At 69.3% G+C, this 22,957-nt stretch carries 19 protein-coding genes; 12 read left to right on the forward strand and 7 right to left on the reverse strand.

Translation table 11 applies throughout. The annotated features are described in order from the left end of the window. Positions 1–53 precede the first annotated feature (53 nt). The 4 genes from J1M46_RS01210 to J1M46_RS01225 form a co-directional block, all read right to left on the reverse strand. Positions 54–2,192 carry a TPM domain-containing protein gene (locus tag J1M46_RS01210; protein WP_206446171.1) on the reverse strand — a complete coding sequence of 713 codons (2,139 nt, stop codon included), beginning with the start codon at positions 2,190–2,192 and terminating at the stop codon, positions 54–56. Between the two features lie 142 nt (positions 2,193–2,334). Beyond that, positions 2,335–3,159, reverse strand: coding sequence for a hypothetical protein (locus J1M46_RS01215; RefSeq protein WP_206446172.1), 825 nt, complete (start codon positions 3,157–3,159; stop codon positions 2,335–2,337). Then, positions 3,156–3,683, reverse strand: coding sequence for a sigma-70 family RNA polymerase sigma factor (locus J1M46_RS01220; protein ID WP_342384217.1), 528 nt, complete (start codon positions 3,681–3,683; stop codon positions 3,156–3,158). Before J1M46_RS01220 ends, J1M46_RS01215 begins: the two co-directional genes overlap by 4 nt. Before the next feature lie 50 nt (positions 3,684–3,733). Further along, a complete protein-coding gene (locus tag J1M46_RS01225; protein ID WP_206446173.1) occupies positions 3,734–4,399 on the reverse strand; it encodes an FMN-binding negative transcriptional regulator in 666 nt (221 codons plus the stop codon). 365 nt (positions 4,400–4,764) lie between these two features. On the opposite strand from J1M46_RS01225, the gene J1M46_RS01230 reads away from it, so the two are divergent. From J1M46_RS01230 to J1M46_RS01265, 8 genes are all read left to right on the forward strand, one after another. Continuing rightward, on the forward strand, positions 4,765–5,613 hold the full coding sequence (locus tag J1M46_RS01230; RefSeq protein ID WP_206446174.1) for an ABC transporter substrate-binding protein: 849 nt from the start codon (positions 4,765–4,767) through the stop codon (positions 5,611–5,613). Between the two features lie 2 nt (positions 5,614–5,615). Further along, positions 5,616–6,368, forward strand: a complete 753-nt coding sequence (locus tag J1M46_RS01235; RefSeq protein WP_206446175.1) for an amino acid ABC transporter permease — start codon at positions 5,616–5,618, stop codon at positions 6,366–6,368. Continuing rightward, positions 6,365–7,141, forward strand: coding sequence for an amino acid ABC transporter ATP-binding protein (locus J1M46_RS01240; protein ID WP_206446176.1), 777 nt, complete (start codon positions 6,365–6,367; stop codon positions 7,139–7,141). Before J1M46_RS01235 ends, J1M46_RS01240 begins: the two co-directional genes overlap by 4 nt. Positions 7,142–7,223: 82 nt before the next feature. After that, on the forward strand, positions 7,224–8,618 hold the full coding sequence (locus J1M46_RS01245) for an NAD(P)/FAD-dependent oxidoreductase (protein WP_206448511.1): 1,395 nt from the start codon (positions 7,224–7,226) through the stop codon (positions 8,616–8,618). A 55-nt stretch (positions 8,619–8,673) separates the two neighbouring features. After that, positions 8,674–9,753 (forward strand): arginase family protein, encoded by a 1,080-nt coding sequence (locus tag J1M46_RS01250; RefSeq protein WP_206446177.1) that lies wholly within the window; start codon positions 8,674–8,676, stop codon positions 9,751–9,753. A 5-nt stretch (positions 9,754–9,758) separates the two neighbouring features. Then, positions 9,759–10,418 (forward strand): helix-turn-helix domain-containing protein, encoded by a 660-nt coding sequence (locus tag J1M46_RS01255; RefSeq protein WP_206446178.1) that lies wholly within the window; start codon positions 9,759–9,761, stop codon positions 10,416–10,418. 146 nt (positions 10,419–10,564) lie between these two features. Then, complete coding sequence (locus tag J1M46_RS01260) at positions 10,565–12,289, forward strand: thiamine pyrophosphate-binding protein (protein ID WP_241248970.1); 1,725 nt, start codon at positions 10,565–10,567, stop codon at positions 12,287–12,289. 351 nt (positions 12,290–12,640) lie between these two features. Further along, positions 12,641–13,315, forward strand: coding sequence for a hypothetical protein (locus J1M46_RS01265; RefSeq protein WP_206446179.1), 675 nt, complete (start codon positions 12,641–12,643; stop codon positions 13,313–13,315). 196 nt (positions 13,316–13,511) lie between these two features. Here J1M46_RS01265 and J1M46_RS01270 read toward each other — a convergent pair whose 3' ends face one another. Then, a complete protein-coding gene (locus J1M46_RS01270; protein ID WP_206446180.1) occupies positions 13,512–15,389 on the reverse strand; it encodes a phosphoenolpyruvate carboxykinase (GTP) in 1,878 nt (625 codons plus the stop codon). 170 nt (positions 15,390–15,559) lie between these two features. On the opposite strand from J1M46_RS01270, the gene J1M46_RS01275 reads away from it, so the two are divergent. The 4 genes from J1M46_RS01275 to J1M46_RS01290 all read left to right on the forward strand — a co-directional run bounded on the left by J1M46_RS01275 (position 15,560) and on the right by J1M46_RS01290 (position 20,081). After that, positions 15,560–16,993 carry a helix-turn-helix domain-containing protein gene (locus tag J1M46_RS01275; protein WP_206446181.1) on the forward strand — a complete coding sequence of 478 codons (1,434 nt, stop codon included), beginning with the start codon at positions 15,560–15,562 and terminating at the stop codon, positions 16,991–16,993. A 121-nt stretch (positions 16,994–17,114) separates the two neighbouring features. Continuing rightward, positions 17,115–17,747, forward strand: coding sequence for an arsenate-mycothiol transferase ArsC (locus tag J1M46_RS01280; RefSeq protein WP_206446182.1), 633 nt, complete (start codon positions 17,115–17,117; stop codon positions 17,745–17,747). 78 nt (positions 17,748–17,825) lie between these two features. Next, the gene (locus J1M46_RS01285; RefSeq protein ID WP_206446183.1) at positions 17,826–19,106 is read left to right on the forward strand and encodes an acyltransferase family protein; all 1,281 of its coding nucleotides are present in this window, start codon (positions 17,826–17,828) and stop codon (positions 19,104–19,106) included. Between the two features lie 114 nt (positions 19,107–19,220). Next, positions 19,221–20,081, forward strand: coding sequence for a phospholipid scramblase-related protein (locus J1M46_RS01290; protein ID WP_206446184.1), 861 nt, complete (start codon positions 19,221–19,223; stop codon positions 20,079–20,081). Between the two features lie 46 nt (positions 20,082–20,127). Here J1M46_RS01290 and J1M46_RS01295 read toward each other — a convergent pair whose 3' ends face one another. Then, the gene (locus J1M46_RS01295) at positions 20,128–22,335 is read right to left on the reverse strand and encodes a heavy metal translocating P-type ATPase (protein ID WP_206446185.1); all 2,208 of its coding nucleotides are present in this window, start codon (positions 22,333–22,335) and stop codon (positions 20,128–20,130) included. A gap of 27 nt (positions 22,336–22,362) precedes the next feature. After that, the coding region (locus tag J1M46_RS01300; protein WP_206446186.1) for an HTTM domain-containing protein at positions 22,363–22,957 on the reverse strand (595 nt) is incomplete at its 5' end.

Raw genomic sequence — 22,957 nt, forward strand, 5'->3', positions numbered from 1 at the left:
TCGATGGATGGTTCAGGTCACGCTGCTGGGTCGGGTCACGGTGGTGGGTCGGGTCATGGTGCGCATCGCTGACGGTCGGACTCGCGGTTCAGTCGCCGAAGCCGCCGCCTCCGCCGCCGAAGCCTCCTCCGCCGCCGCCGAAGCCGCCGCCGAAGAAGCCGCCGCCGCCGCCGCCGAACGAGCCGCCGCCACCGGAGAAGAGGTCGCCGAGGCCGCCGCCCCCGCCGCCGGAGCCGCCGGCGAAGGGGTCGGAGTAGCCGCCACCCTGGCCGCCGGAGCCGCGCATCATGTCGCCCAGGATGTAGCCGAGCAGGCCGCCGGTGAGCATGTCCTGCCCGCGCCCGCCCGCCCCCGCCCCCGCGGCGGTCGTAGTAGGGGTTGCGCGACTGGCCGCCCCAGCCGCCGATGTCGCCCGAGGCATCCTGCATCGCCTGCTCGGCGTGCTGCGAGGCGGCCTGCGCGTACTGCGCGGCCGAAGTGTCGTCCTGGCCCTGCAGCCGCAGCGCCTGCGCGAGCTCCTGCTGCGCGGTCGCGAGCAGCTGCCGCGCGCGGGGGCCGACGCCGATGCGCCGCGTGGCGATGTAGTCCTCGGCGCGGTCGATGTTCGAGCGGGCCGAGCTGATCCAGCGTTCCAGGCCCGCCTTCGAGCGCTGCAGCTGCTCGCCCTGCACCCGCGCCTGCCCGGTCGCCTCGTCGAGCCGCTGGTTGGCGCGCTGCAGGTTCGCCAGCACGGTGAGCGTGTCGGTGGGCCGCTGCTGCGCGATGGCCACCTGCTCCTCCACGAAGCGGATGAGCGGGGTCAGGTCGGTCGTGGATGTCGCGCGCTGCGTCTTGGCCGCGGCGATGTCGCCGATCGAGTCCTGCACGAGGTCGGCGAGCTGCCGCGAGGAGTTCGCGAGGTCGCCCTCGGCGCGCTCGACGGCCGCCAGCAGGCCGGACGACTGCGCGAGCGCGGCCTCGGCCGCGTGCACGGCGAGCGCCGCGTCGGCGCCGTTCGAGGCCTGCACCGCGGCGCGGCCGGCGGCGATCGACTGGTCGATGTTGGGCAGCTGCCGCTCGGCGCCGGCGATGTTCTCGCGCACCGGGTCGATCGAGGCGCCCGAGTGCACGTCGTCGAGGCGGTCGAGGATCTGCTTGGCGTTCGCGATCCGGTCGTCGAGCGCGGCGCGCGACTGCGCGACCGACTCGAGCACCTGCGGGGCGTTCTGCTCGAGGTCGCGCAGCTGCTCGAACGAGGTGCCGTGGCTGGCGAGCTCGGTGCCCGCGCCCTCGGCGATCTGCAGGATGCGGCTCGACCAGTCGTGCACCTCCTGGTCGGTGTCGGGGAAGGCGTCGTCGAGCTGCTGCTGCAGCTGGAACGCCTCGGTCAGCCCGCCCCTTGCCTTGTCGAGCGCCTGCCGGTAGGGCGCGACGGCCGCCTCGCCGAACTGCGCGTTCGCGAAGGCGAGCTCCTGCTCGCTCTGCTGCACGGTGTCGTCGAGCTGCACGAGCGCGATGTCGGCGCGCTGCTTGAGCTCCTCGAGGCTGAGCTGCTGCTGCTTCTGCGCCGCCTGCACGCCCTTGCGCTTGCGGTTGGCCTTCGCGCCCCGGTAGACGAGGTAGCTGCCGCCGCCCACGACGGCCGCGCCGCCCACGAGCGCCACGACCGGCCAGACGGCCGAGCCGTCCACGTTCACCTCGGTGCCGCCGCCACCCGTGCCGCCGGTGCCGCCGTTCGCGACCGCCGCGTCGATGGCATCCGCCATCGCCATCACGCCGCCGGCGACGTCGCCGTTGTTGAGCGCCGGCACGAGCGACTGCTGCGCGACCTGGTCGACCTCGGTGGCCGAGAGCGGGTACGCGTTCGCGACCGCGCGACCCCACTGGCCGTCCTCCCAGGCGATCGTCACCAGCAGCGCATCCTGCGGCAGCCCGGAGGCCTCGGCGCTCTGCACGGCCCACTCGCCGCGGTCCATGCCGTCGAAGGTGCCGACGACGGCGACGTAGAGGTCTGCCTCCGCTTCGGCGTTGTGCTGGTCGAGGAAGGAGTTCAGGTCGCCCGCGTCGCTCGAGAACTCCCCCGTCGTGTCGACGAACGTGTCGGCGCCCAGGTCGACGGGGTCCTCGGTGACGAGCGCACCAGCCGAGAGCCCGAGCAATCCGGCAGCACCGAGTGCCACCACGGCCAACGGGCGAACGATCCGGACGTGCATCTGTGCTCCCAGCCGCCGGCCTAGGGGTGCCGGCTTGGCGCGAGTCTAACGAGCGCACCTTGCCGCGAACCTTGGAGATCGCGACGCCGTGCACCGCTCTCAGCGAACGGCTGTACCCCGTCGGTCGCGGCGAACGGGAGGGTCACTCGATCGGTGTGCCCACGACCGCGAACGGCTCGCCGCCGTCGAGCTGCACGATCACCACGGGCGCCTCGGCGGATGGCGTCCCGTCGCCGCACACACCGGCCGGCAGCACGGCGGTGGGTGCGCCGAGCACCGCCGACGCACCCGGCGCGAGCGCGAACGATGCCGCCTCACCGCCGGCGATCCGTCCGCTGACGTTCTCGATCTCGAGCGCGATGACCGGCTCGACCTCGAGCGCGACCGACCGGGTGCCGATGTTCGTCAGCTCGACGGCTGCGAAGCCGCTGCCCTGCGGCGGGTCGAGCATCATCAGCGCGAGTCCCGCGTCGCCCGCCTGTGGAAGCCCGCACCAGGCGGCAGCGGGTTCAAGCGGCAGCGTGCGAGCATCCGCGGGCCACGAACCGGCGGCACCCGAGTCACCGGACGCACCCGTGTCGCCGGGCGCGCCCTGGTCGCCGGATGCACCGGTGTCGCCCTCGCCCGCGTCTGCTGCGCCGGACTCGTCCTGCTCGGCCGCGCCCGACTCGCCGGCGTCGGGCGCCGGCTGCTCGGCCGGCTCCTGCGCCGACTCCGGGGCAGCGCCGGAGTCGGCCACGGTGCTCATGCCGTCCGGCTGCAGCGGCGACAGCCCCGGCGCGACGAACGGCGCCACGATCAGCACGCCCGCGACGGTCGCGGCCGAGGAGAGCGCGATGGTCTTCGGCCGGCGCCGCTTCCTGGCGCCGGCGATGATCGCGTCGGTGTCGAGCCTCGCGCCCGCGGTCGGAATGTCCCGCAGGCGCCGCCGCAGCTCGTCGTCGTGGCCGGGCTCGATGCCGCTCATGCGCCACCTCCCATGGTGCGCTCATCGCGCTCCGCCTCCTGGGTGAGCATCCCGCGCAGCTTGCCCAGCGCATCCGACAGGTACCGCTTCACTGCGCCCGCCGAGATGCCGAGCTCGGCGGCGATCTGCTCGACGGTGCGATCCTCGTCGTAGCGCAGCACGATGCAGGCGCGCTCGCGCGGCGCGAGCTTCTGCAGCCGGTGCGCCATGTCGAGCCGCTCGCCGGTGAGCGTCGAGCCCGAGTCGACCAGCTCGCGCTCGGTCACGAGCGGGGCGATGCGCCGCCACCGCTGCCCGCGGCGGGCGCGGTCGAGGAAGCGGTTGGCGATCGCCTTCCGCACGTAGGCTTCTGCCTGCTCGACCGCGAAGCCGTTGCGCAGCCGGCCGAACGTGGCCGTCAGGGCGTCCTGCACCATGTCGCGCGCCTCCTCCTCGTCTCCCGAGAGGAGCATCGCGTAGCGCACCAGCGCCTCGCCGCGCTGGGCGACGAGCTCTGCCACGACCAGCTCCCACCTGGCTGCCACGCGCACTCCCTCTATCTACTGAGACGAACGACCGCAGTCGAAGGTTGGGGTCAGTCTGCCGTGGGCGCGTCGGTGCTGCCCGTCTGGCGCATGCGCGCCGCGAGCCCGGGGTTGGATGCCTCCACATGCGCGAGCACGGAAGCGCGGGTCGCGTCCGACTTGTTCTGGCTCATCTTGCTCTTGGCGTCGAAGCCGGTCACCGTCAGCCGCAGGCCGATGGTGCCCATCGCCATGCCGCGGTTGCCGTCGTCGTCGATGTCGAGGCGGATGCCGTCCTCGGGCGCGTAGGCCTGCTCGAAGTGCTCGACCAGCCGCTGCAGCGTCTCCATGTTCGCCTGTGCGTCGAGCACCTCGACGTCGCACGTGAGCGTCGCCTGCTCGAAGTTCCAGGTGGGGATCTGCCCGGCGTCGCCGCCGAGGTACCAGCTGGGGGAGATGTAGCCGTGGTCGCCCTGCACGATGACGAGCATCCGGTGCGGCTCGCCGTCCTCGCGCGGCTGCAGCAGGCCGTGCAGGCGCCCGTCGGCTCGGCCGAGGTGCGTCTCGAGCACGATCGGCTCGTTTTCACCGCCCGGATCCTGCGGCGCGAGCAGCACCGGCGAGGGCGAGGCCACCGGCCCGGATGCGGGATGCGAGATCAGCTGCATCCACGGGTTGCGGGTGATCAGCTCGCGCACGTCGGCGACGCCGAGCTTGTAGAGCGGGTTCGGCTGCATGCTCTCAGTGTCTCCCACGCCCGGCCGAGCGGCCGCGAACGGCGCGACTTCGTGACCGAACCGTGCCTTCCGCGCCCGCTCCCGCCCGCTGGCGCGACCCTCCGCTGTTCGCGCGGCAGGTATACGGCGATTTGCTCCGGCGCTGCAGCGATAAGCGCAACCAGCCCTATACCTACGGGTGAGGGGCTCAGCGAGAGGACGTGTCACGGCGAGCTGGCTGCATAGGCGCAGTTGCGCGGGTGCTCCGCTCTGCTAGCATCACTCTCAGCGATATCGTTATCAGCGATATCGGCGTCGGTTCTACGTTTCGCGGAAGCCGGCCATACCACTGAGACACCAAGCAATGACGCTAAGGAGTTCCTCACATGAACCGACGCATCCTGGCCGCAATCGGCGCCGTTGGGGCGGCAGCACTCATCTCCGGGTGCTCCGCAGCCTTGCCGGTCGACGAGAGTGAAGCCCCGACCGCCGCCGAGGCCGCGGTCAGCGCACCCGAGGGTCTCAACGGCAGCCTCTCCGTGTGCATGGACATCTCCTTCCCGCCGATGGAGTACTACTCCGGCGAGGGCACGGAGACTCCTGAGGGTGTCGACGTCGACCTGGCGTACGCGATCGGGGAGCAGTTCGGCCTGCCTGTCGAGATCGAGCCGACCGGCTTCGATGGGCTGCTGCCCGCGCTCTCTGCCAACCGCTGCGACACGGTCATCAGCGGCATTCTCGTCACGGAGGAACGCACGCAGCAGGTTCCTGCTGTGGGCTACCTCGACACCCATCGAGTCATCATGGTGGCGGATGGCAATCCGCGGGGGATCACCAGTTTCGAGGACCTCTCCGGCCTGAATGTCGCGCTCGAAGGCGGAACGAGCTACGAAGCCGTCGTCGACGGTTGGAACGATGAGCTGCGGTCGGCCGGCAGCCCCGAGATCAACATCCACCGCTATCCGAAGCAGACGGACGCGGTGCAGCAGTTGCTGGTCGGTCGTGCGGATGCGGTAGTCACGCAGGACACCGAGGCCGCCTACCGGATCGGCGAGGACCCGGGCACCTTCGAGGTCGCCATCGTGCTGCCGGACACTGAGACGTTCGGGATCTACTACAGCGATCAGATCGAGGGACTCGGATCAGCGCTGGAGCAGGCCGTCGCCAACCTCTCCGAGAGTGGGGAGATCGACCGGATCGCTGCTGACCACAATCTGCAGACGGAAGTCGACTAGCGATGACGCTCGATCTCCAGATCTTCATCGATGCGCTGTTCTCCCGAGTCTTCCTCGAGGGCGCGCTCATCGCGGTCGCGCTCGCGGTGCTCTCGCTCGCTGGCGCAGCGGTGCTGGGATTCGTCATGGCATTGCTGCGCGACAGCAGGATCGCGGCGCTTCGGACCTTCGCCGCGGGCTACATCTGGTTCTTCCGGGCGATTCCGACGCTCTTGCAGCTCCTCTTCACCTGGAATGCGCTTCCGCAACTCTTCCCCGCGCTTCGCGAAAACTGGTTCTCTCCCTTCCTTGCTGCGCTCATCGCACTGATCATCAACGAGAGCGCGTATGTCGCAGAGATCGTGCGGGCAGGGTTGCTGTCGATCGATGACGGGCAGCGTGAGGCCGGGCGCGCCGTCGGGCTGAAGCCGGGAGCGATCATCCGATGGATCCTCCTGCCTCAAGCGATCCGCGTCAGCCTGCCGCCGATGGGCAACGAGCTCATCAACATGCTGAAGCTCACGAGCCTGGCTTCAGTCATCAGCTTGCAAGAGCTCCTGACCGTCACCGCGCAGCAGGTCTCTCTGACATTCGCATTCGTCGAGCTTTACCTGGCCGCCGCCGTGTACTACCTGGTCATCGTGTCCATCTTCACGCTCATCCAGCGGCGACTCGAGCGCAATTACGAATGGACCTCGCGAAAGGTGAGCTCGACACCCATGGGCGCCATCACTCGCGCGATCAGGTTGCCGAGTCTCACAGGGGGAAACAAATGAACGTCGAGCAGCCGTTCCTCTCGGTGCGCAACGCGCACAAGGCCTACGGTGACGTCGAAGTGCTCCATGGCATCGACCTCGACGTCGCGCAGGGCACGACGACCGTCGTCCTGGGACCGTCCGGCTCAGGGAAGAGCACGATCCTCCGCTGCATGGCGTTGCTGGAGCCGCTCAGCGAGGGCACGATGCGGCTCGCAGGGGAGCTCCATGGGATGCGCGAAGACTCCAAGGGCCGAATCGTGCCTGTGGAGGAGAACAAGCTCTGGGAGCAACGTCAGCATCTGGGCATGGTCTTCCAGCGCTTCAACCTGTTCCCGCACATGACGGTCGAGCACAACGTGTCGCTCGCGCTGCGACGAACGGCGGGCCTGAACAAGCACGAGGCGCGTGACAGAGCGATCCAACAGCTCACTCGAGTGGGGCTCGGGGCGTTCGTCACCCGCTTCCCGGCAGAGCTCTCGGGGGGTCAGCAGCAGCGCGTGGCGATCGCCCGCGCCCTTGCGCTCAAGCCGAAGATCATGTTCTTCGACGAACCCACCAGCGCGCTCGACCCGGAGCTCGTGCAGGAGGTGCTCGACGTCATGGAAGAGCTGGCGCACGAGGGCATGACGATGGTCACGGTCACGCACGAGATGTCGTTCGCGAAGCATGTCGCCGACGAGGTCATCTTCATGGATGAGGGCGAAGTCGTCGAACGGCGACCGCCAGAGGAGTTCTTCGACGACCCGCAGCACGGGCGGACGAAGAAGTTCCTTGCGCACCTCGCCAAATGAACAGGCGAGCGGTGGGACAGCGCACCGCTGGACAGCCAAGAGCGACGCTCGAGGCCCGAACGAAGCAGAAGGGGTGGCGCTCATGTCGACACCATTGAGCCCTGACTACCAGAACGGGAATGTCTCGTTCTGGCGAAGGACGCTGGAGGCGGCCGGATCGCGCCCCGCGCTCCCAGGCGACGCGACTGCAGATGTCGTCATCGTCGGCGGCGGCTACACAGGGATGTGGACCGCGTTCTATTTGAAGCAGCAGGCGCCCGACATGCGGATCGTCGTGCTCGAGTCCGAGACGGTCGGCTACGGCGCCTCGGGGCGCAACGGCGGCTGGCTGTCTGGCGAGTTCGGTGGATCGCAGGAGAAGTATGCGGCGGAGTCCTCGCCAGCCGCGGTTTCACGCATGCAGGCCCATCTGGTGGCGAGCATCGACGAAGTCATCACGATCGCAGGCGAGCGCGGGATCGACGCTGAGATCGCGCATGACGGTCTGGTCTACGTCGCGACGACGTTGAGCCAGGCGAAGCGCCTGCAGCACAAGGAAGCGCATCAGCGAGCATGGGGTCGCACCCCCGATGACTTCCGCATCCTCTCGCCGAACGATGGGCGACCGGTGAATGTGCATGGCGCCACCGCATTCGGTTTCAGCCCGCACGGAGCGCGGATCAATCCGGCAAAACTGGTCGCCGGTCTTGCTCGAGAGGTCGAAGCGATGGGAGTGCGTATCTACGAGCACACCCCTGTCACTGAGGTGCAGCAGGGCGGCGTGATGACGACACGCAGCCGGGTTCGTGCGGAGACTGTGCTGATCGCGACCGAGGGGTTCACCGCCGGCCTGCCCGGGCGGCGCCGTGACTGGCTCCCGATGAACAGCGTGATGATCGTGACCGAGCCACTGTCCGACGCCGCCTGGAGCGAGATCGATTGGCGGGGCGATGTCCTCCTCGGATCGATCGGCCACGTGTTCATGTATGCGCAGCGCACGCCTGATGGGCGGATCGCGATCGGGGGTCGAGGCAACCCCTATCGTTTCGGCTCCAAGACCGACACCAACGCGATGGCCCGGCCGGAGGACGTCGACGCGCTGTGGAAGCAGCTGACGACGTTCTTCCCCGCAGTGCGCGACTCGAAAGTCGCGCATTCGTGGTGCGGGACTCTGGGAGTCGCCCGTGACTGGTGCGCGACGGTCGCCTTCGACCCGAGTACGGGCATCGGTCATTCCGGCGGGTATGCAGGCCACGGCGTCGCGCTCGCCCACCTGGGAGGACGGACGCTGGCGGAACTGGTCTTGGGCGAGCAGACCGAGCGCACGGCACTCCCGCTCGTGAATCGGCGGATCAGGAAATGGGAGCCGGAACCGCTGCGCTGGATCGGAGCGCAACTCATCTACGGGCTCTACCGCCAGGCGGATCGTCGAGAGCTGCACGGCTCAGCCAGATCCAGCTTCCTCGGAACAGCCGCAGACCGGATCTCCGGCCGTTGAACGCGCGAACATCGTCCAGATTGCAACAAGGAGAGAGACAATGAGCACTTCGAGTGTGGAACGGGCCTTCCAGCAGGCCGAGCTTGCGGCCGAGGCGAGTGACACTCGCGTAGAGCGTCGACCTGAGCGTCTCATCGCACCGGGGGTTCCGACGTTCGCCGAAGTGGAGCATGCGACGCTCGCCGAGGCCGACAAGTTTGATGCGCTGGTCTACGGCGTCCCCTATGAAGGATTCGTCGTCAAAGACCCTCGCAATTTCTACCCGCAGGGGACCGCCCCGTGCCCCGGTCATGACGTGTACTCGCGTCCGGGCGCGTACGACGCGCCCAGAGCCATCCGGCAGGCTTCGAAGTTCTACTCGATCGACCATTCGAACTGGTTGCTGCCCGAGCGCGGTGGCCTGACGCTCGGCGAGCACGTGCGGGTGGGTGACCTCGGTGACGCACCGATCGGCCAGCAGTCGATGGAGGAGATCCTGACCTGGTTGCCGGCCGAGATCGCGCAGATCGCTGCGGCTGGAACGGTGCCGCTGATCTTGGGCGGGGACCACAGTGTGTCGCTGCCGACGATCGCCGGCATCTATCAGGCGAAGGGCAAGAAGCTCGGCGTCATCACCTACGACGCCCACTATGACCTGTCGTGGTATCCCAAGTATTGGGCGGGTTCGCAGTGGGCGCGGGCGATGGAGCTGGGTGCGCTCGATCCGAAGAACCTGGTGCACTTGGGCATCCGCGGGGTCCGCAATTCACAGTTCTGGCATGCGGCTGCGAAGCAGCTGCAGACCAACGTCTACACGATCGACGACTTCGACAAGCGCGGCGTGGAGGCCGTCAGCCAGGAAGCTCGCGAGCGTGCGCTGGACGGCGTGGACGCGCTCTACGTCTCCATCGATGTCGACGTCTTCGACCCGGCAGCGCTGCCGGCGCAGAAGTACCCGGAGGTGGGCGGGCTCGACACCCGCGAGATGCTTCGTTCGCTGCGGACGGTCCTCGGCGACGGTCGGGAACTGGTCGGCTTCGACTTCTCATGCCTCGGGCCCGCGTACGATCACCAGCACCACGGTTCGGCTGTCGCCGGACGCTGCTACGTCGAGGTCATCGCAGCGATCGCGGCAGGCAGGGCAGAGGAGGGGTAGGACTGATGCGCGAGACAACGGAGGCCACTGCGAATTCCTCAGCCGACGACCCTGACGAGCTCGTCGACAGGAAGCTGCTCGGAAGCACCATCCAGGCGCTGCGGAAGCAGCAGGGTCTCACCATGGTGCAACTCGCGAAGGGCGCCGGTGTCTCGCAGCCGTATATCAGCGAGATCGAGGCGGGGAAGGCGATGCCGAGCCTGTATGTGCTGTACGCGCTCGCGCAGCAGCTCGGCTCGACCCCGGTCAATCTGCTGCGCCGCACGTCCGACAGCGTGGGGGTCAATGTCGTCGCGTCCACGGAGGGGACTAGGTATCCCATCCGCACGAGCAACAACGGCGGGCACTTCCGGGCGATCCTGACGATCGGATCCATCTCGGTGACGGAGTTCAATGCCACCGAGGAGGACGACATCGAGGGGGACTTCTCGCACGAGGGCATCGAGATGGTCTACGTGGCGGAAGGAAGCCTGCAGATCACCGTCGCCGATGAGCAGCCGGTCCTACTCCACGAAGGCGACGTGATGACCTACGCGGGCGAGCTGCCGCACTCCTGGAAGGTGGTGGGTTCGCGACAGGTTCGAGTGCTGCAGGTCGTCGACTCTCCCCACTTCCCGCAATTCACGCATCCGATGGGCAGCAATCGGGATGTCGAGCCCGAGTAGTTCGCTCAGGACGAGCAGCTCTCGACCGAGAGCGACGTGCACCAAGACAGACCTGCGGAGTGAACTGCAGTCACCGGGTTAGCGGCGCACTGCCGCAGCCACCCGTGGGTGCTGGATTTGCCACCCATTGAAAGGACGCTTCCTATATGTCGATCCAAGTGCCGACCGTGCGCACCACTGTCTCGATGCCGGTGGAACATGCCGCCATCGTGCCTGGCAGCAGTCGTGAGGAAAATGTCGGGTTCGCGATCCTGGCGCTGATCCGTGCCTACGGTGTGGACGTCGTGTTCGGTATCCCGGGTACGCACAACCTGGAGTTCTATCGGCATCTTCCGCGACTGGGCTTCCGCACGGTCACCACCCGCCACGAACAGGGTGCAGGCTATGCGGCCGACGGCTGGCACCAGCGCACGCGGCTCCCTGGGGTGGTGATCACGACATCAGGACCGGGGTTCCTCAACTCCCTCGCGGCCGCCGGCACCGCCTACTGCGAGTCCCGTCCGCTCATCATCCTGACTCCCGGCGCCCCGCGCGGCAGCGAGGGGGTCGAGACCGGAGCCTTGCACGCCACGAAGGATCAGCGCGCAGCCGCCGCAGGCGTCGTGGAGTGGGCGCGCCGGGTGTCCTCGGCGTCCGAAGCGATCGAAGCGGTCCATGATGCGTTCGAGCTGGCGCGCAGCAGCCGGCCGCGCCCGGTGGTGATCGAAGTCCCATTGGATCTCCTGGAAGCCTGCGCGAACTTGCCCGCAGAGGCGCTCCTGCCTCGGCAGTCGAGCGGGCTCCCGGTCGAGGTGCATGGTGCCGTGAACGCGGCGGCTCGTCCGAAACTCACACAGCCGGTCCTCGACGAAGTCGAGCAGGTGGCGACGGTGCTCGCGGCTGCACGGCAGCCTGTGATCCTTGCAGGCAGTGGAGCCCTGCCTGCTGGCCGCGCGCTGACCGAACTCGCCGAACTGCTCGACGCGCCCGTCATCACCAGCCTGAACGCGAAGGGTGCGGTGCCCGAGTCGCATCCGCTGTCTATCGGTGCGGAGCTTCGACTCGATGCCGCGCGACGGGTCGCGAACGGCTCGGACGCGCTCCTTGTCATCGGCTCGAAGATTGCTGAAGCCGAGCTGTGGGGCGGCGCGATCGCCCCATCCGGCGCAATGATCACCGTCGACATCCTGCCGTCGGAGGAACGTGGCCACCTCCAGTCGACGCATGCAATCATCGGCCACTCGGCGCTCCTGGTTCCTGCACTGATCGCGTCGCTTCGCGGTCGAGCGCTCAGCGCAGAACCGCAGGATGTGGAAGCTGTGCGGGTGGCATGCGCCGCTGAGTCGTCGAAGATCGCCTTGGTCGAGGATCGCCTGGCCGCGCGACTCGCAGCGGTCCTGCCTTCGGACGCGGTACTGACCGGAGACTCATCTCGGATCACCTACTACGGCATGACCAGCCGGGTGCGCTCCGAAGAGCCCGGTGCTTTCCTCTACATGGCTACCTATGCGACTCTCGGCTACGGATTGCCGGCAGCGATCGGCGCCAAGGTGGCGAGCCCAGACCGACCTGTCATCGCAGTGGTCGGCGACGGAGCGCTCATGTTCTCCGTGCAGGAGTTCCAGACCGCGGTGGAACAGCGACTGGATCTGACAGTCATCTGCGTGGACAACGGCGGCTACGGCGAGATCGAGCAGAATCAGGCCGAACGGGGCATCCCACCTATCGGGGTACGCCTCACCCAGCCTGACTGGGCCGCGCTCGTCGATGCTTTCGGCGGCACCGGATTCCGGGTCACGGATGCGGAGGAGTTGGAAGCCGTCGTGGTGCGCGCCATCGCTCATCCGGGAGTGACGCTCGTGCACGTGCCGTTCGGGTTGTTCGGCGCGTAGACAGTTGGGCTAGACGACGGCTGTCCACAGCGTCGAACGCCCGACGAGCACTGCGGTACGGGCGCGGGGCACACTGCGCGCATGCCAGCGCGCCGACCGTTGCCGAAGTCGTTCCTCGACGGCCCGTTCCTCGTCGCCGAGGCCCGGCGCGCAGGCATCGGCGATGGCCGGTTGCGAGGCAGCGACCTGACGATGCCGTTCCACCGGGTGCGAGCGACATCGATCGCGAGCGTCTGCGAGCAGGCTGCGGCGTATGCGACGGTCATGGCGCCGCACCACGTCTACGGCGGCATCACTGCCGCGAGGCTGTGGGGGCTCCCGATCGCCGAAGCGTGGACGCTCGCTGAGGAGTTGGTGATCGCGCGGCCAAATCGGACGGCAACCGGTTACGCACGCGGCACGCGGCACATCGCCGTCCACGGAGGATTGCAGCGCGACGCAATGCACGGCGTCCGTCTGCTGGCTCCGATGCCGACCGCGCTCACGCTCGCGCGCGATCTGCCGCAGGAAGCGTTGGTGCAGGTGCTCGACGCGCTGCTGACGCCGTCGCGCTGGTACCCCGGGCTGCAGCTGCCGCGAGCGGCGGGCGAGCCACACGCGACACCCGAGCAGTTGCGGCGCTTCATCGAGAGCTGCAGTCGTCTCGTCGGCGTCCCGGCGCTGCGCGCCGCTGCGGCGGATGCGCGCGTCGGCGCCGACTCGCGCTTCGAGACGATCACGCGGCTGCTGATCGTGGAGGCCGGGCTGCCCGAGCCAGTGGTGCATCCGCTGGTCGTGATCGACGGCATCGACATGCACCCAGATCTGGCGTATCCGGAGCTGAAGATCGCCATCGAGTACGAGGGGGATGGCCACCGCGACGAGCGACAGTGGGCCGTCGATATCGAGCGCTATGCACCGATGGAGGCGGCCGGCTGGATCACCGTGCGCGTCACGAAGGATCACATGGCGCGTCGCGGCGCGCACTTCGTGGAGCGTGTGCGGGCCGCGCTTGCCCGCCGCGCAGGTGGCCTCTCACAGGTATAGGGCGCGTTGCTCCTGCGAGGCGCCTGGGTGAGCAAACCGCCGTATACCTGTGGGGTGGCGTAGGGGCGGGGGAGAGCACGAAGGGCGCGGCTCCGGTGAGGAGGCGCGCCCTTCGTGGTCGCTCGGCGCTGGTCGCTCGGCGCGGGTGCTCGGCGCTTGCCGCTCGGCGCAGGCCGCTCGGCGGTGAGCCCGCGGCTCAGGCCGGGACGGCCTGCGCCTGCAGCTGCGTCTGCTGCATGTGCTCGAGGCGCCACCGCACGTGGTTCAGCTGGCGCACGAGACCCGTGGGCAGCGAGTGGCCGAACTGGCCGAAGAACGCCTCGACGTCGACGAGCTCCGACAGCCACGGCTTCGGGCGCACCTCGAAGAGCTCGTTCAGCGTCTCCTGGTCGAGCTCGAGGCCCTCGAGGTTCAGCGCGCCGGTGGCCGGCATGACGCCGATCGCGGTGTCGACGCCCTCGGCGGTGCCTGCGACGCGGCCCGCGATCCACTCGAGCACCCGGGCGTTCTCGCCGAAGCCGGGCCACAGGAATCCGCCGTCTTCATCACGACGGAACCAGTTGACCGAGAAGATCTTCGGCGCGTGGCGGCCGAGGCGGTGGCCCATGTCGATCCAGTGCGAGAAGTAGTCGCCCATGTTGTAGCCGCAGAAGGGCAGCATCGCGAAGGGGTCGCGGCGGATGTCGCCGACGGTGCCCTCAGCGGCGGCCGTCTGCTGGCTCGAGACCGTCGAGCCGATGTAGACGCCGTGCTCCCAGTCGCGCGCCTGCATCACCAGCGGCACCTGCGTCGGGCGGCGGCCGCCGAAGATGATCGCGTCGAGCGGCACGGCCTCCTCCCAGTCGGGGGCGATGGAGGGCGCCTGCTCGGCGCGCACGGTGAAGCGCGCGTTCGGGTGGGCGGCGGGGCCGTTGGCCGGGTCGTAGGGGCGGCCCTGCCAGTCGGTGAGGCCCTCGGGGGCCTCCTTCGTCATGCCCTCCCACCAGACGTCGCCGTCGGCGGTGAGGGCGACGTTCGTGAACATCGTGTCGTGCGTCATCATCGCCATGGCGGTGGCGTTGGTCTTCTCGCTCGTGCCGGGGGCGACGCCGAAGAAGCCGTTCTCGGGGTTGATGGCCCAGAGGCGGCCGTCGTCGCCGGGGCGCATCCAGACGATGTCGTCGCCGAGCGTCTCGACCTTCCAGCCGGGGATGGTCGGCTGCAGCATCGCCAGGTTGGTCTTGCCGCAGGCGGAGGGGAAGGCGCCGGCGAGGTGCATGACGCGGCCGTCCTCGTGGCGCATGCGCAGCAGCAGCATGTGCTCGGCGAGCCAGCCCTCGTCGCGAGCCTGCACCGAGGCGATGCGCAGCGCGAAGCACTTCTTCGCCAGCAGGGCGTTGCCGCCGTAGGCGGAGCCGAACGACCAGATCTCGCGCGTCTCGGGGAAGTGCGAGATGTAGCGGGTGCTGTTGAACGGCCACGGCACGTCCTGCTCGCCCTCGGCGAGCGGCGCGCCGATCGAGTGCACCGCGGGCACCCAGTCCTTGGTGCCGTGCATCGCCTCGAGCGCGGCCGTGCCGACGCGCGTCATCGCGTGCATGGAGGCGACCACGTAGGGGGAGTCGGTGATCTCGATGCCGAGCTTCGAGATGGGGCCGCCGACGACGCCCATCGAGAAGGGGATGACGAACATCGTGCGGCCGCGCATCGCGCCGTCGAAGAGGCCGCCGAGCACCTGGCGCATCGACTCGGGGTCGCGCCAGTTGTTCGTGGGGCCGGCGTCGTCGGAATCCTCGGCGCAGATGAAGGTGCGGCTCTCCATGCGGGCGACGTCGTCGGGGTTCGAGCGCGCGAGGTAGCTGTTGGGCCGCGCCGGCACGGGCACGATGGTGCCGGCCTCGAGCATGATGTCGACCAGCCGCTGGTACTCCTCGGGCGTGCCGTCGGCCCAGACGATGTCCTTGGGCTCGGTGAGCTCGGCGATCGACGCCACCCACGAGACCACACCCGGGTCGGCGCCCTCGGGGGCATTGACCAGAGCCGGCTTGACGGGCTTGGCGGATGAGCGGGTCGGCGCGGGAGGGAGGAGCGTCATGTCTCGAGTCTTGCCCGCGAGCACCGCCCGGTGTCGCCGATCCGAGAGAAGAATCCATCCATCCTTCACTTCCACGAAACTTGGACGCCCCAGGGGCGGAGCGCACCGTGTATGACGACGTTCGCGACAAATATGGCGAAGATTCGACGAAAGTTTCGTAGACTGGGCGCATGGTCGACGCAGCAGTCCTGGGGCACCGCATCCGTCATTTCCGCACCGGCGCCGAGCTCACGCTCGACGGGCTGGGGGAGCGCATCGGGCTGGCGGGCAGCCAGCTGAGCCTGATCGAGAACGGGCACCGCGAGCCGAAGCTCAGCCACCTGCAGGCGATCGCCGAGGTGCTGGGGGTCACGAGCGCGCAGCTGCTCGACCCCGAGCCGCCCAGCGAGCGCAGCCGCATGGAGCTCGACCTGCAGCGGCTGCAGGAGGGCGCCAGCTACAAGCGCCTCGGCCTGCCGGCGGTGCGCCCGACGCGGTCGATGAGCGACGACCACCTGCGCGCGCTCGTCGGCCTGCACCGCGAGCTCGACCGCCGCGCCCGTGAGGCGATCGCCACGCCAGAGCAGGCGCGCCGCGACGCCACGGCCATCCGCCACCGCATGCGCCAGCAGCACAACGCGCTGCCCGAGATCGACGAGCTCGCCGAGGAGCAGCTGCGGGCGGTCGGCTACGACGGCGGCAGCCTCACGCACCGCACGGTCAGCGAGATCGCGGCGCGGCTGGGCTTCGAGCTCGTCTACGTCACCGACCTGCCCCATTCGACGCGCTCGGTCACCGACCTCGAGACCGGTCGCATCTACCTGCCGCCGGCGTCGATCCCCGGCGGGCACGGCCTGCGGTCGATGGCGCTGCAGGCGATCGCGCACCGGCTGCTCGGCCACCACGAGCCGCGCGGCTACGCCGAGTTCCTGCAGCAGCGGCTCGAGATCAACTACTTCGCCGCCGCGACGCTGATGCCGCGCTCGCGGGCGGTCGACTACCTCAAGCGTGCGAAGAAGGAGCGCAACCTCGCGGTCGAGGACTTCCGCGACGCGTTCGGCGTCACGCACGAGACCGCGGCGATGCGCTTCACGAACCTCGCCACCACCCACCTCGACCTGCGCGTGCACTTCCTGCGCGTGCAGGAGGATGGCGCCCTCTCGCGCGTGTACGAGAACGACGGCATCCCGGTGCCCGTCGACGCCTCCGGCCACGCCGAGGGGCAGGTGGTGTGCCGCAAGTTCGCCGCCCGCAGCGCCTTCGAGCGCACCAGCCGCACGACCGAGTTCTACCAGTACACCGACACGCCTGCCGGCACCTACTGGTGCTCGACGCAGATCGGCGCCGGGCACGACGGCGAGTTCTCCATCTCGTTCGGCGTGCCCTTCGACGACGCGAAGTTCTTCCGCGGCGCGCAGACCGCCTTCCGGCAGGTCTCCACCTGCCCCGACGAGCGCTGCTGCGCCCGCCCCGACGACGCGCTCGCGGGCCGCTGGCGCCACAAGTCGTGGGCCTCGGCGCGCATGCACCAGCACACGCTCGCGCCGCTGCCGCGCGGCACCTACCCCGGCGTCGACGACGCCGAGCTCTACGAGTTCCTCGAGCGCCACGCGCCAGAGCTGTGAAGGTGCGCGCATGAAGATGCGGGGGCGGATGCGTCGGCCCGCCATCCTGGGTCGCAAGGCCCTTGGCAGGCGGTCACCACCGGCCTACCCTGATCTCGCCACGTCGACCGAGGGAGCCGACATGACTGAGACACGCGATGGACTCGACTCTCCGGAGCAGACCCTGCGGCAGGGCGCCCAGCGCCTCGCGGAGCAGCACCCGGCGCTCGATGCGCAGCTGGTCGAGCGCATGGTCTTCGAGTCGCACGCGACGCTCGCTCGCGGCGCACGCATCCGCACCCATCTGCCGGCGCTCGCCCTCAGGTTCGCCGCCGACCGCCTGCGCGCGCTCGAGCGCGGCGACCGGCGCGGCGAGGGCGGGCCGGTGCGCATCCTCATCGAGTCGATCCGCAACGACGGCATCTCGCAGATGGCCGCCGCCTACCTCAACGCGCTCGGCGACGGCCGCGTCGAGGCGCTCTCCGGCGCCATCAGCCCTGCCGACGAGGTGCTGCGCAGCGTCGCCGACGTGATGGAGGAGGCGGGGGTGCCGCTCACGGACAGCTTCCCGAAGCCGGTCACCGACGATGTCGCCCGCGCCGCCGACGTGATCGTGACGATGCTCATCGAGCACCCCTTCGAGCTCGCGCCGGGGCAGCGCATCGAGCGGTGGGACTTCGACGACCCCGCCGGCCGCGGCACCGACGAGGTGCGACGCATCCGCGACCGTGTGCGCCGCCGCGTGCAGGAGTACCTCGACGCACTGGACGGCTGACGCTTCGCCGGTCAGCCCGACCTGCTGGTCGAGCCGCGGTGCGCGGCCGCTCGCGCCCTGTGCCGCTATCTTTTCGCCATGACCACCGACGCCGAGCAGAAGCTCGCCTCCCGCGACCTCACGCTCGACCTCGCGCGCGTCGCGGCGGTGCTGCTGGTGGTCGTGGTGCATCTGCTGTTCGTCGGCGTCGGGCGTGCCGCTGACGGCTCGCTCGTCATCGAGCGCACGGTCGAGGCGCAGCCGTGGTTCGCGGCAGCCACCTGGGTCGGCGACATCATGCCGCTGTTCTTCGTGGTCGGCGGCTTCGCGGCGATGGCCGGGTGGCAGAGCCTCGAGCGCCGCACGCCCGCGGGCACGCCGGTCGGTGCGAGCGCCTTCGTACGCACGCGGCTCGCGCGGCTGGCGCGGCCAGCGCTGCCGCTGTTCATCTTCCTCACCGTCGCGCTGTTCGCCGCGTGGGCGCTGGGCGTCGACGCCGCCCTGGTCGACACGGTCGCGATCGGCATCGGCTCGCCGCTGTGGTTCCTCGCCGCCTACGTGCTGGCGCAGGCGCTCGCGCCCGTCATGATCGGGCTGCACCGGCGCCGGCCGGTCGCGACGATGCTGGCGCTGACGCTCGCGGTGGTCGCCGTCGATGCCGTGCGGCTGCTGTCGGGCATCGAGCTGCTGGGTCTGCCGAACGTGGTGCTCGTGTGGGTGGCGGTGCAGCAGCTCGGCTTCTTCATGCACGACGGATGGTTCCGGTCGCATCCCCCATGGATGCTCGCGCTCATCATCGTGGTCGGCTTCGGCGCGCTGCTGGTGCTCGTGCCGTGGGCGGGCTACTCGTGGAGCATGCTCTCGAACCAGTACCCGCCGACGCTGCCGATGCTCGTGCTCGGCCTTGCGCAGGCGGCGGCGCTCACGCTGCTGCATCGCCCGCTCAGCGCGCTGATGCGCACCAAAGCAGCTCGCGGCCTTGTATGGTTCGCCGGCAGCCGGCTGATGACCATCTACCTCTGGCACCTGCCGGTGATCATGCTGCTGGTCGGCGTGCAGCTGCTGCTGCCGATGCCGCTGCCCGAGCCGGCGACCGGCGCCTGGTGGCTGACGCGCATCCCGATGCTGCTGCTGGTGCTGGGCGTCGTGTGGCTGCTCTCGCTCGCGCTGGTGCGCTACGAGCAGGGGCCGGCGCACCTGGTGGGCCCGAGGCATCCGGGTCTGCCCGTCACCGTCGTGGCGGTGCTGCTGTTCGCGGCAGGCCCGTTCCTCATCATGGTGCTCGGCCTCGACACGCTGCTGGCGGCGCTGAGCGTGGCCGGCACGACGGCCGCGATCTGGCTGATCCGCGGCCGCCGCGCCAAGCTCGTCGCGCCCTGAGGACTGTTTCTCGGCGCTGGGGTGCGGTCAGTCGGTCGTTGGGATCTCTGCGGCGATGGCTGCAACGTAAGCGCGCTGTCCTGGCCTCCGCTCACGATCGGGTTAACCTCAAGCATGACCAGCCAGGTGCCTCCCGATTGGTATCCGGATCCGTTCGGCCGCTACCAGCATCGCTATTGGGATGGCGTGCGCTGGACGGAGCATGTCGGCTCGCAAGGCTCGCAGTCGTTCGACCTACCAGTGGTCGCTCCCCCTGCGCCTACGCCTCGATCCACGGACAACGCAATTCGACGCCAAGTGCGCGATCTGGGAGTGAGCCAGCACGTCAATGCCGTCGGGAGCCCGATTCTCACAGAGCCGGTGCTGATCATCAACCAGCGTGGAAAACTCTTCGAAGTGACCGTCGAGTTCGCGATCTACGACCAGGCGGCTCGCCAGATCGGCTCAGTGAAAGAGATCGGCCGCAATGCGTTCACCAAGGCAATCAGCGGGCGCTCCGACGCGACGAGGCGATACCGCTTGCAGGTGCAGGACGAGCGTGGACAGGTCGTGCTCAGCCTCGACAGGCCGGCGACGTTGATCCGCTCGAAGATGATCGTCGCGTGGCCGGACGGTCGTCCAATCGGACAGATTTCGCAGAAAAGCCTCGGACTCGGGAAGGACCGGTTCGTCCTGACCATCGACGGTCGGGATGCCGCAACGCTGCAGTCGGACGGCTGGCGCTCGCGAACCTTCGGCATCGAAGATACGACCGGTGCCGAGATCGCTCGAATCACAAAGCAGTGGGCAGGAGGCCTCAAGGAGCGATTCACCTCTGGAGACCACTACGCACTGCAGGTGCACGAGACGCTGGAGCCGCGCCTGCGAGCGCTCGTGGTTGCTGCCGCACTCGCTCTGGATACGACGCTGTTCGAGGAGGACGCTGCAGCGCGGAGCAACAGAAGGCGTCGGGGCCGGAGCCGCTGGAGCCGGTAGTACCCCGTTGCGCTGGCGCTGCCTCCGCATTTCGCTGCGCCGTAGCTTATGACGTGGGCCGGAACCCCCGCAGCGTCAGCGAGTGCAGCACCACGAACACGCTCGAGAATGCCATCGCGGCGCCGGCGATGAGCGGGCTCAGCAGACCCAGCATCGCCAGTGGGATCGCGGCGGTGTTGTAGGCGAAGGCCCAGAAGAGGTTGCCGCGAATGGTGCGCAGCGTGCGGCGTGACAGCGCGATCGCGTCGGCGGCACCGGCGAGGTCGCCGTGCACGAGCGTGATGTCGGCGGCCTGCTGGGCGGCGTCGGTGCCCGTGCCCATCGCGAGCCCCAGGTCGGCGGCGGCGAGCGCGGCGGCGTCGTTCACACCGTCGCCCGCCATGGCCACCCGCGCGCCGCGAGCCTGCTCGGCGACGACCGCGTCGACCTTCTGCGCCGGGCTCACGCCGGCGATCACCCGGCGGATGCCGACCTCGGCCGCCACCGCCTGCGCGGCGCGCTCGTGGTCGCCCGTCAGCATCACGACGTCAATCCCGAGCGAAGCCAGCCGCTCGACGGCGGCACGGCTGGTGGCCTTGACGGTGTCTCGCACGGCCACGACGGCGCGCATCCGCCCGTCCCAGGCGATCGCGAGCGCGGTCGCGCCCTTCGCCTCGGCGGCCTCGAAGGCGTCGGCGAGGTCTGCCGGCATCGGCACGCTCCAGTCGGCGGCGAGCCAGGCGGGCTTGCCCACCTGCACGGCGCGCCCGTCGACGACGCCGACGACGCCCGCACCCTGCGCGGCTCGCACGTCGGTTGCCACCTCCACCGAGGAGACGGCCTCGACGATCGCCCGCGCGATCGGGTGCTCGCTCGCGCGCTCCACGGCGGCGGCGACGCGCAGGGCCTCGTCGGCCGACTCGCCAGACGCGGCGACGACGGTCTCGACGCTCATGCGGCCCTCGGTGACGGTGCCGGTCTTGTCGACGAGCACCGTGGTGATGCCGCGGCTCGACTCGAGCACGCGCGCGTCGCGGATGAGGATGCCGAGCTCGGCACCGCGGGTCGTGCCGGCCAGCAGCGCGGTCGGGGTCGCGAGGCCGAGGGCGCACGGGCAGGCGATGATGAGCGTCGCGACGGCGGCGGTGAAGGCAGCGGGCACGTCGCCGGTGATGAGCAGCCAGCCCACGAGCGAGAGCAGCGAGAGCACGAGCACGGTCGGCACGAAGTACTGCGAGACCCGGTCGGCGAGCCGCTGCACGTCGGCCTTGCCCTCCTGCGCGCGCTGCAGCAGCGAGGCGATGCGCGAGAGCTCGGTGTCGGCGCCGACGCGGGTGGCCTCGACGACGAGCATGCCGTGGCCGTTGATGGTGGCGCCCACGACCTCGGAGCCCTCGGTCACCTCGACCGGCAGCGACTCGCCGGTCAGCAGCGAGGCGTCGATCGCCGACGCGCCCTCGACGACCACGCCGTCGGCGGCGATCTTCTCGCCCGGCACGACGCGGAAGCGGTCGCCCACGACCAGGTCGCTCACGGCGATGCGCGACTCGACGCCGTCGCGGATGACGCTCGCCTCCTTCGCACCCAGCCGCGCGAGCGAGCGCATCGCCTGCTGGCTCGAGCGCTTGGTGCGGTGCTCGATGTAGCGGCCGCCGAGCAGGAAGACGGTCACGATCGCGGCGACCTCGAGGTAGAGCTCGTCGCCGTGGCCGCCGAACCACTGCATCTCCATGCGCATGCCGATCTCGCCTGCGCTGCCCCAGATGAGCGCCCACAGCGACCAGCCCATCGCGGCGATGACGCCGAGCGAGACGAGCGTGTCCATGGTGGCTGCGCCGTGGCGCAGGTTGACGGCGGCCGCGCGGTGGAACGGCCACGCGCCCCAGATCGCGATCGGCAGGGTGAGCGCGAGCGCCACCCACTGCCAGCCCGCGAACTGCAGCGACGGCACCATCGAGAGCACACCCACCGGCACACCGAGAATGGCGGATGCGATGAGGCGCGTCTTGAGGCTCGCACCGCGGGCGTCGTGGTCGTCTTCGGTCGCCGGCTCGGGCAGCGCGGCGGTGTAGCCGGTCGCCTCGACCGTGCGGATGGCGTCGTCGACCGACACGCCCGCCGGCAGCGACACGTGCGCGACCTCGGTGGCGTAGTTGACGCTCGCCTCGACGCCGGGCAGCTTGCTGAGCTTGCGCTCGATGCGGTTGGCGCACGAGGAGCAGGTCATGCCGCCGATCTCGAGATCGATGGTGGTCGCGAGTGCAGTGTCCGTCATGCCGTTCACTATACCCCCAGGGGGTATCTATCGCAACGGGGACCGGCTCTCAGCGCGGGCTGCCGAGGTGTCGAGGGCAGCGGAGAGGCTCGGCCGCGCGAGGAATAACCAGTAGCTGCTGACCGAGGCTGCCGCAAATGCGACTAGGGACACGGTGGGACCTGTGATGCCAAGCACGATGGATGCATGAAATGCGACGCCGACCAGCACTGCGAGCACCCGCAGCTTAGGAACCCAGAGTGCGAACGCCAGAAATAGCTCGGTGAGAATGGTGGCGACAGACAGTGCCGGGAAAATCCAGTCAGGTAAGTCGAGCCAGAGCCAGCCCTGGAGAGGCCTGCCGGAGAGGAACACGGGGTTTATCTTCGATAACCCTGCGAACAGGTATAGGACCGTCACTTGCGTGAGCATCAGCAGTTGCGGCCACCACGGCACCGTCGGCGGTGCGGATGGCCCTAGTGCGGCCACACCCCAACGGCCGCCGCTGCGGCTGAAGGGTCTGCTGCACGGATAGGTGACATCTGAGTTGGCTAGCCCGGAGGGCTGGCCTGGAAGGATGTCATCATGCCCAAGCCGTTTCCCAAGGAGTTTCGCGACGACGTGGTCCGTGTGGCGCAGCACC

The organism is Agrococcus sp. KRD186 (genome assembly GCF_017168255.1).
Lineage (GTDB): Bacteria > Actinomycetota > Actinomycetes > Actinomycetales > Microbacteriaceae > Agrococcus.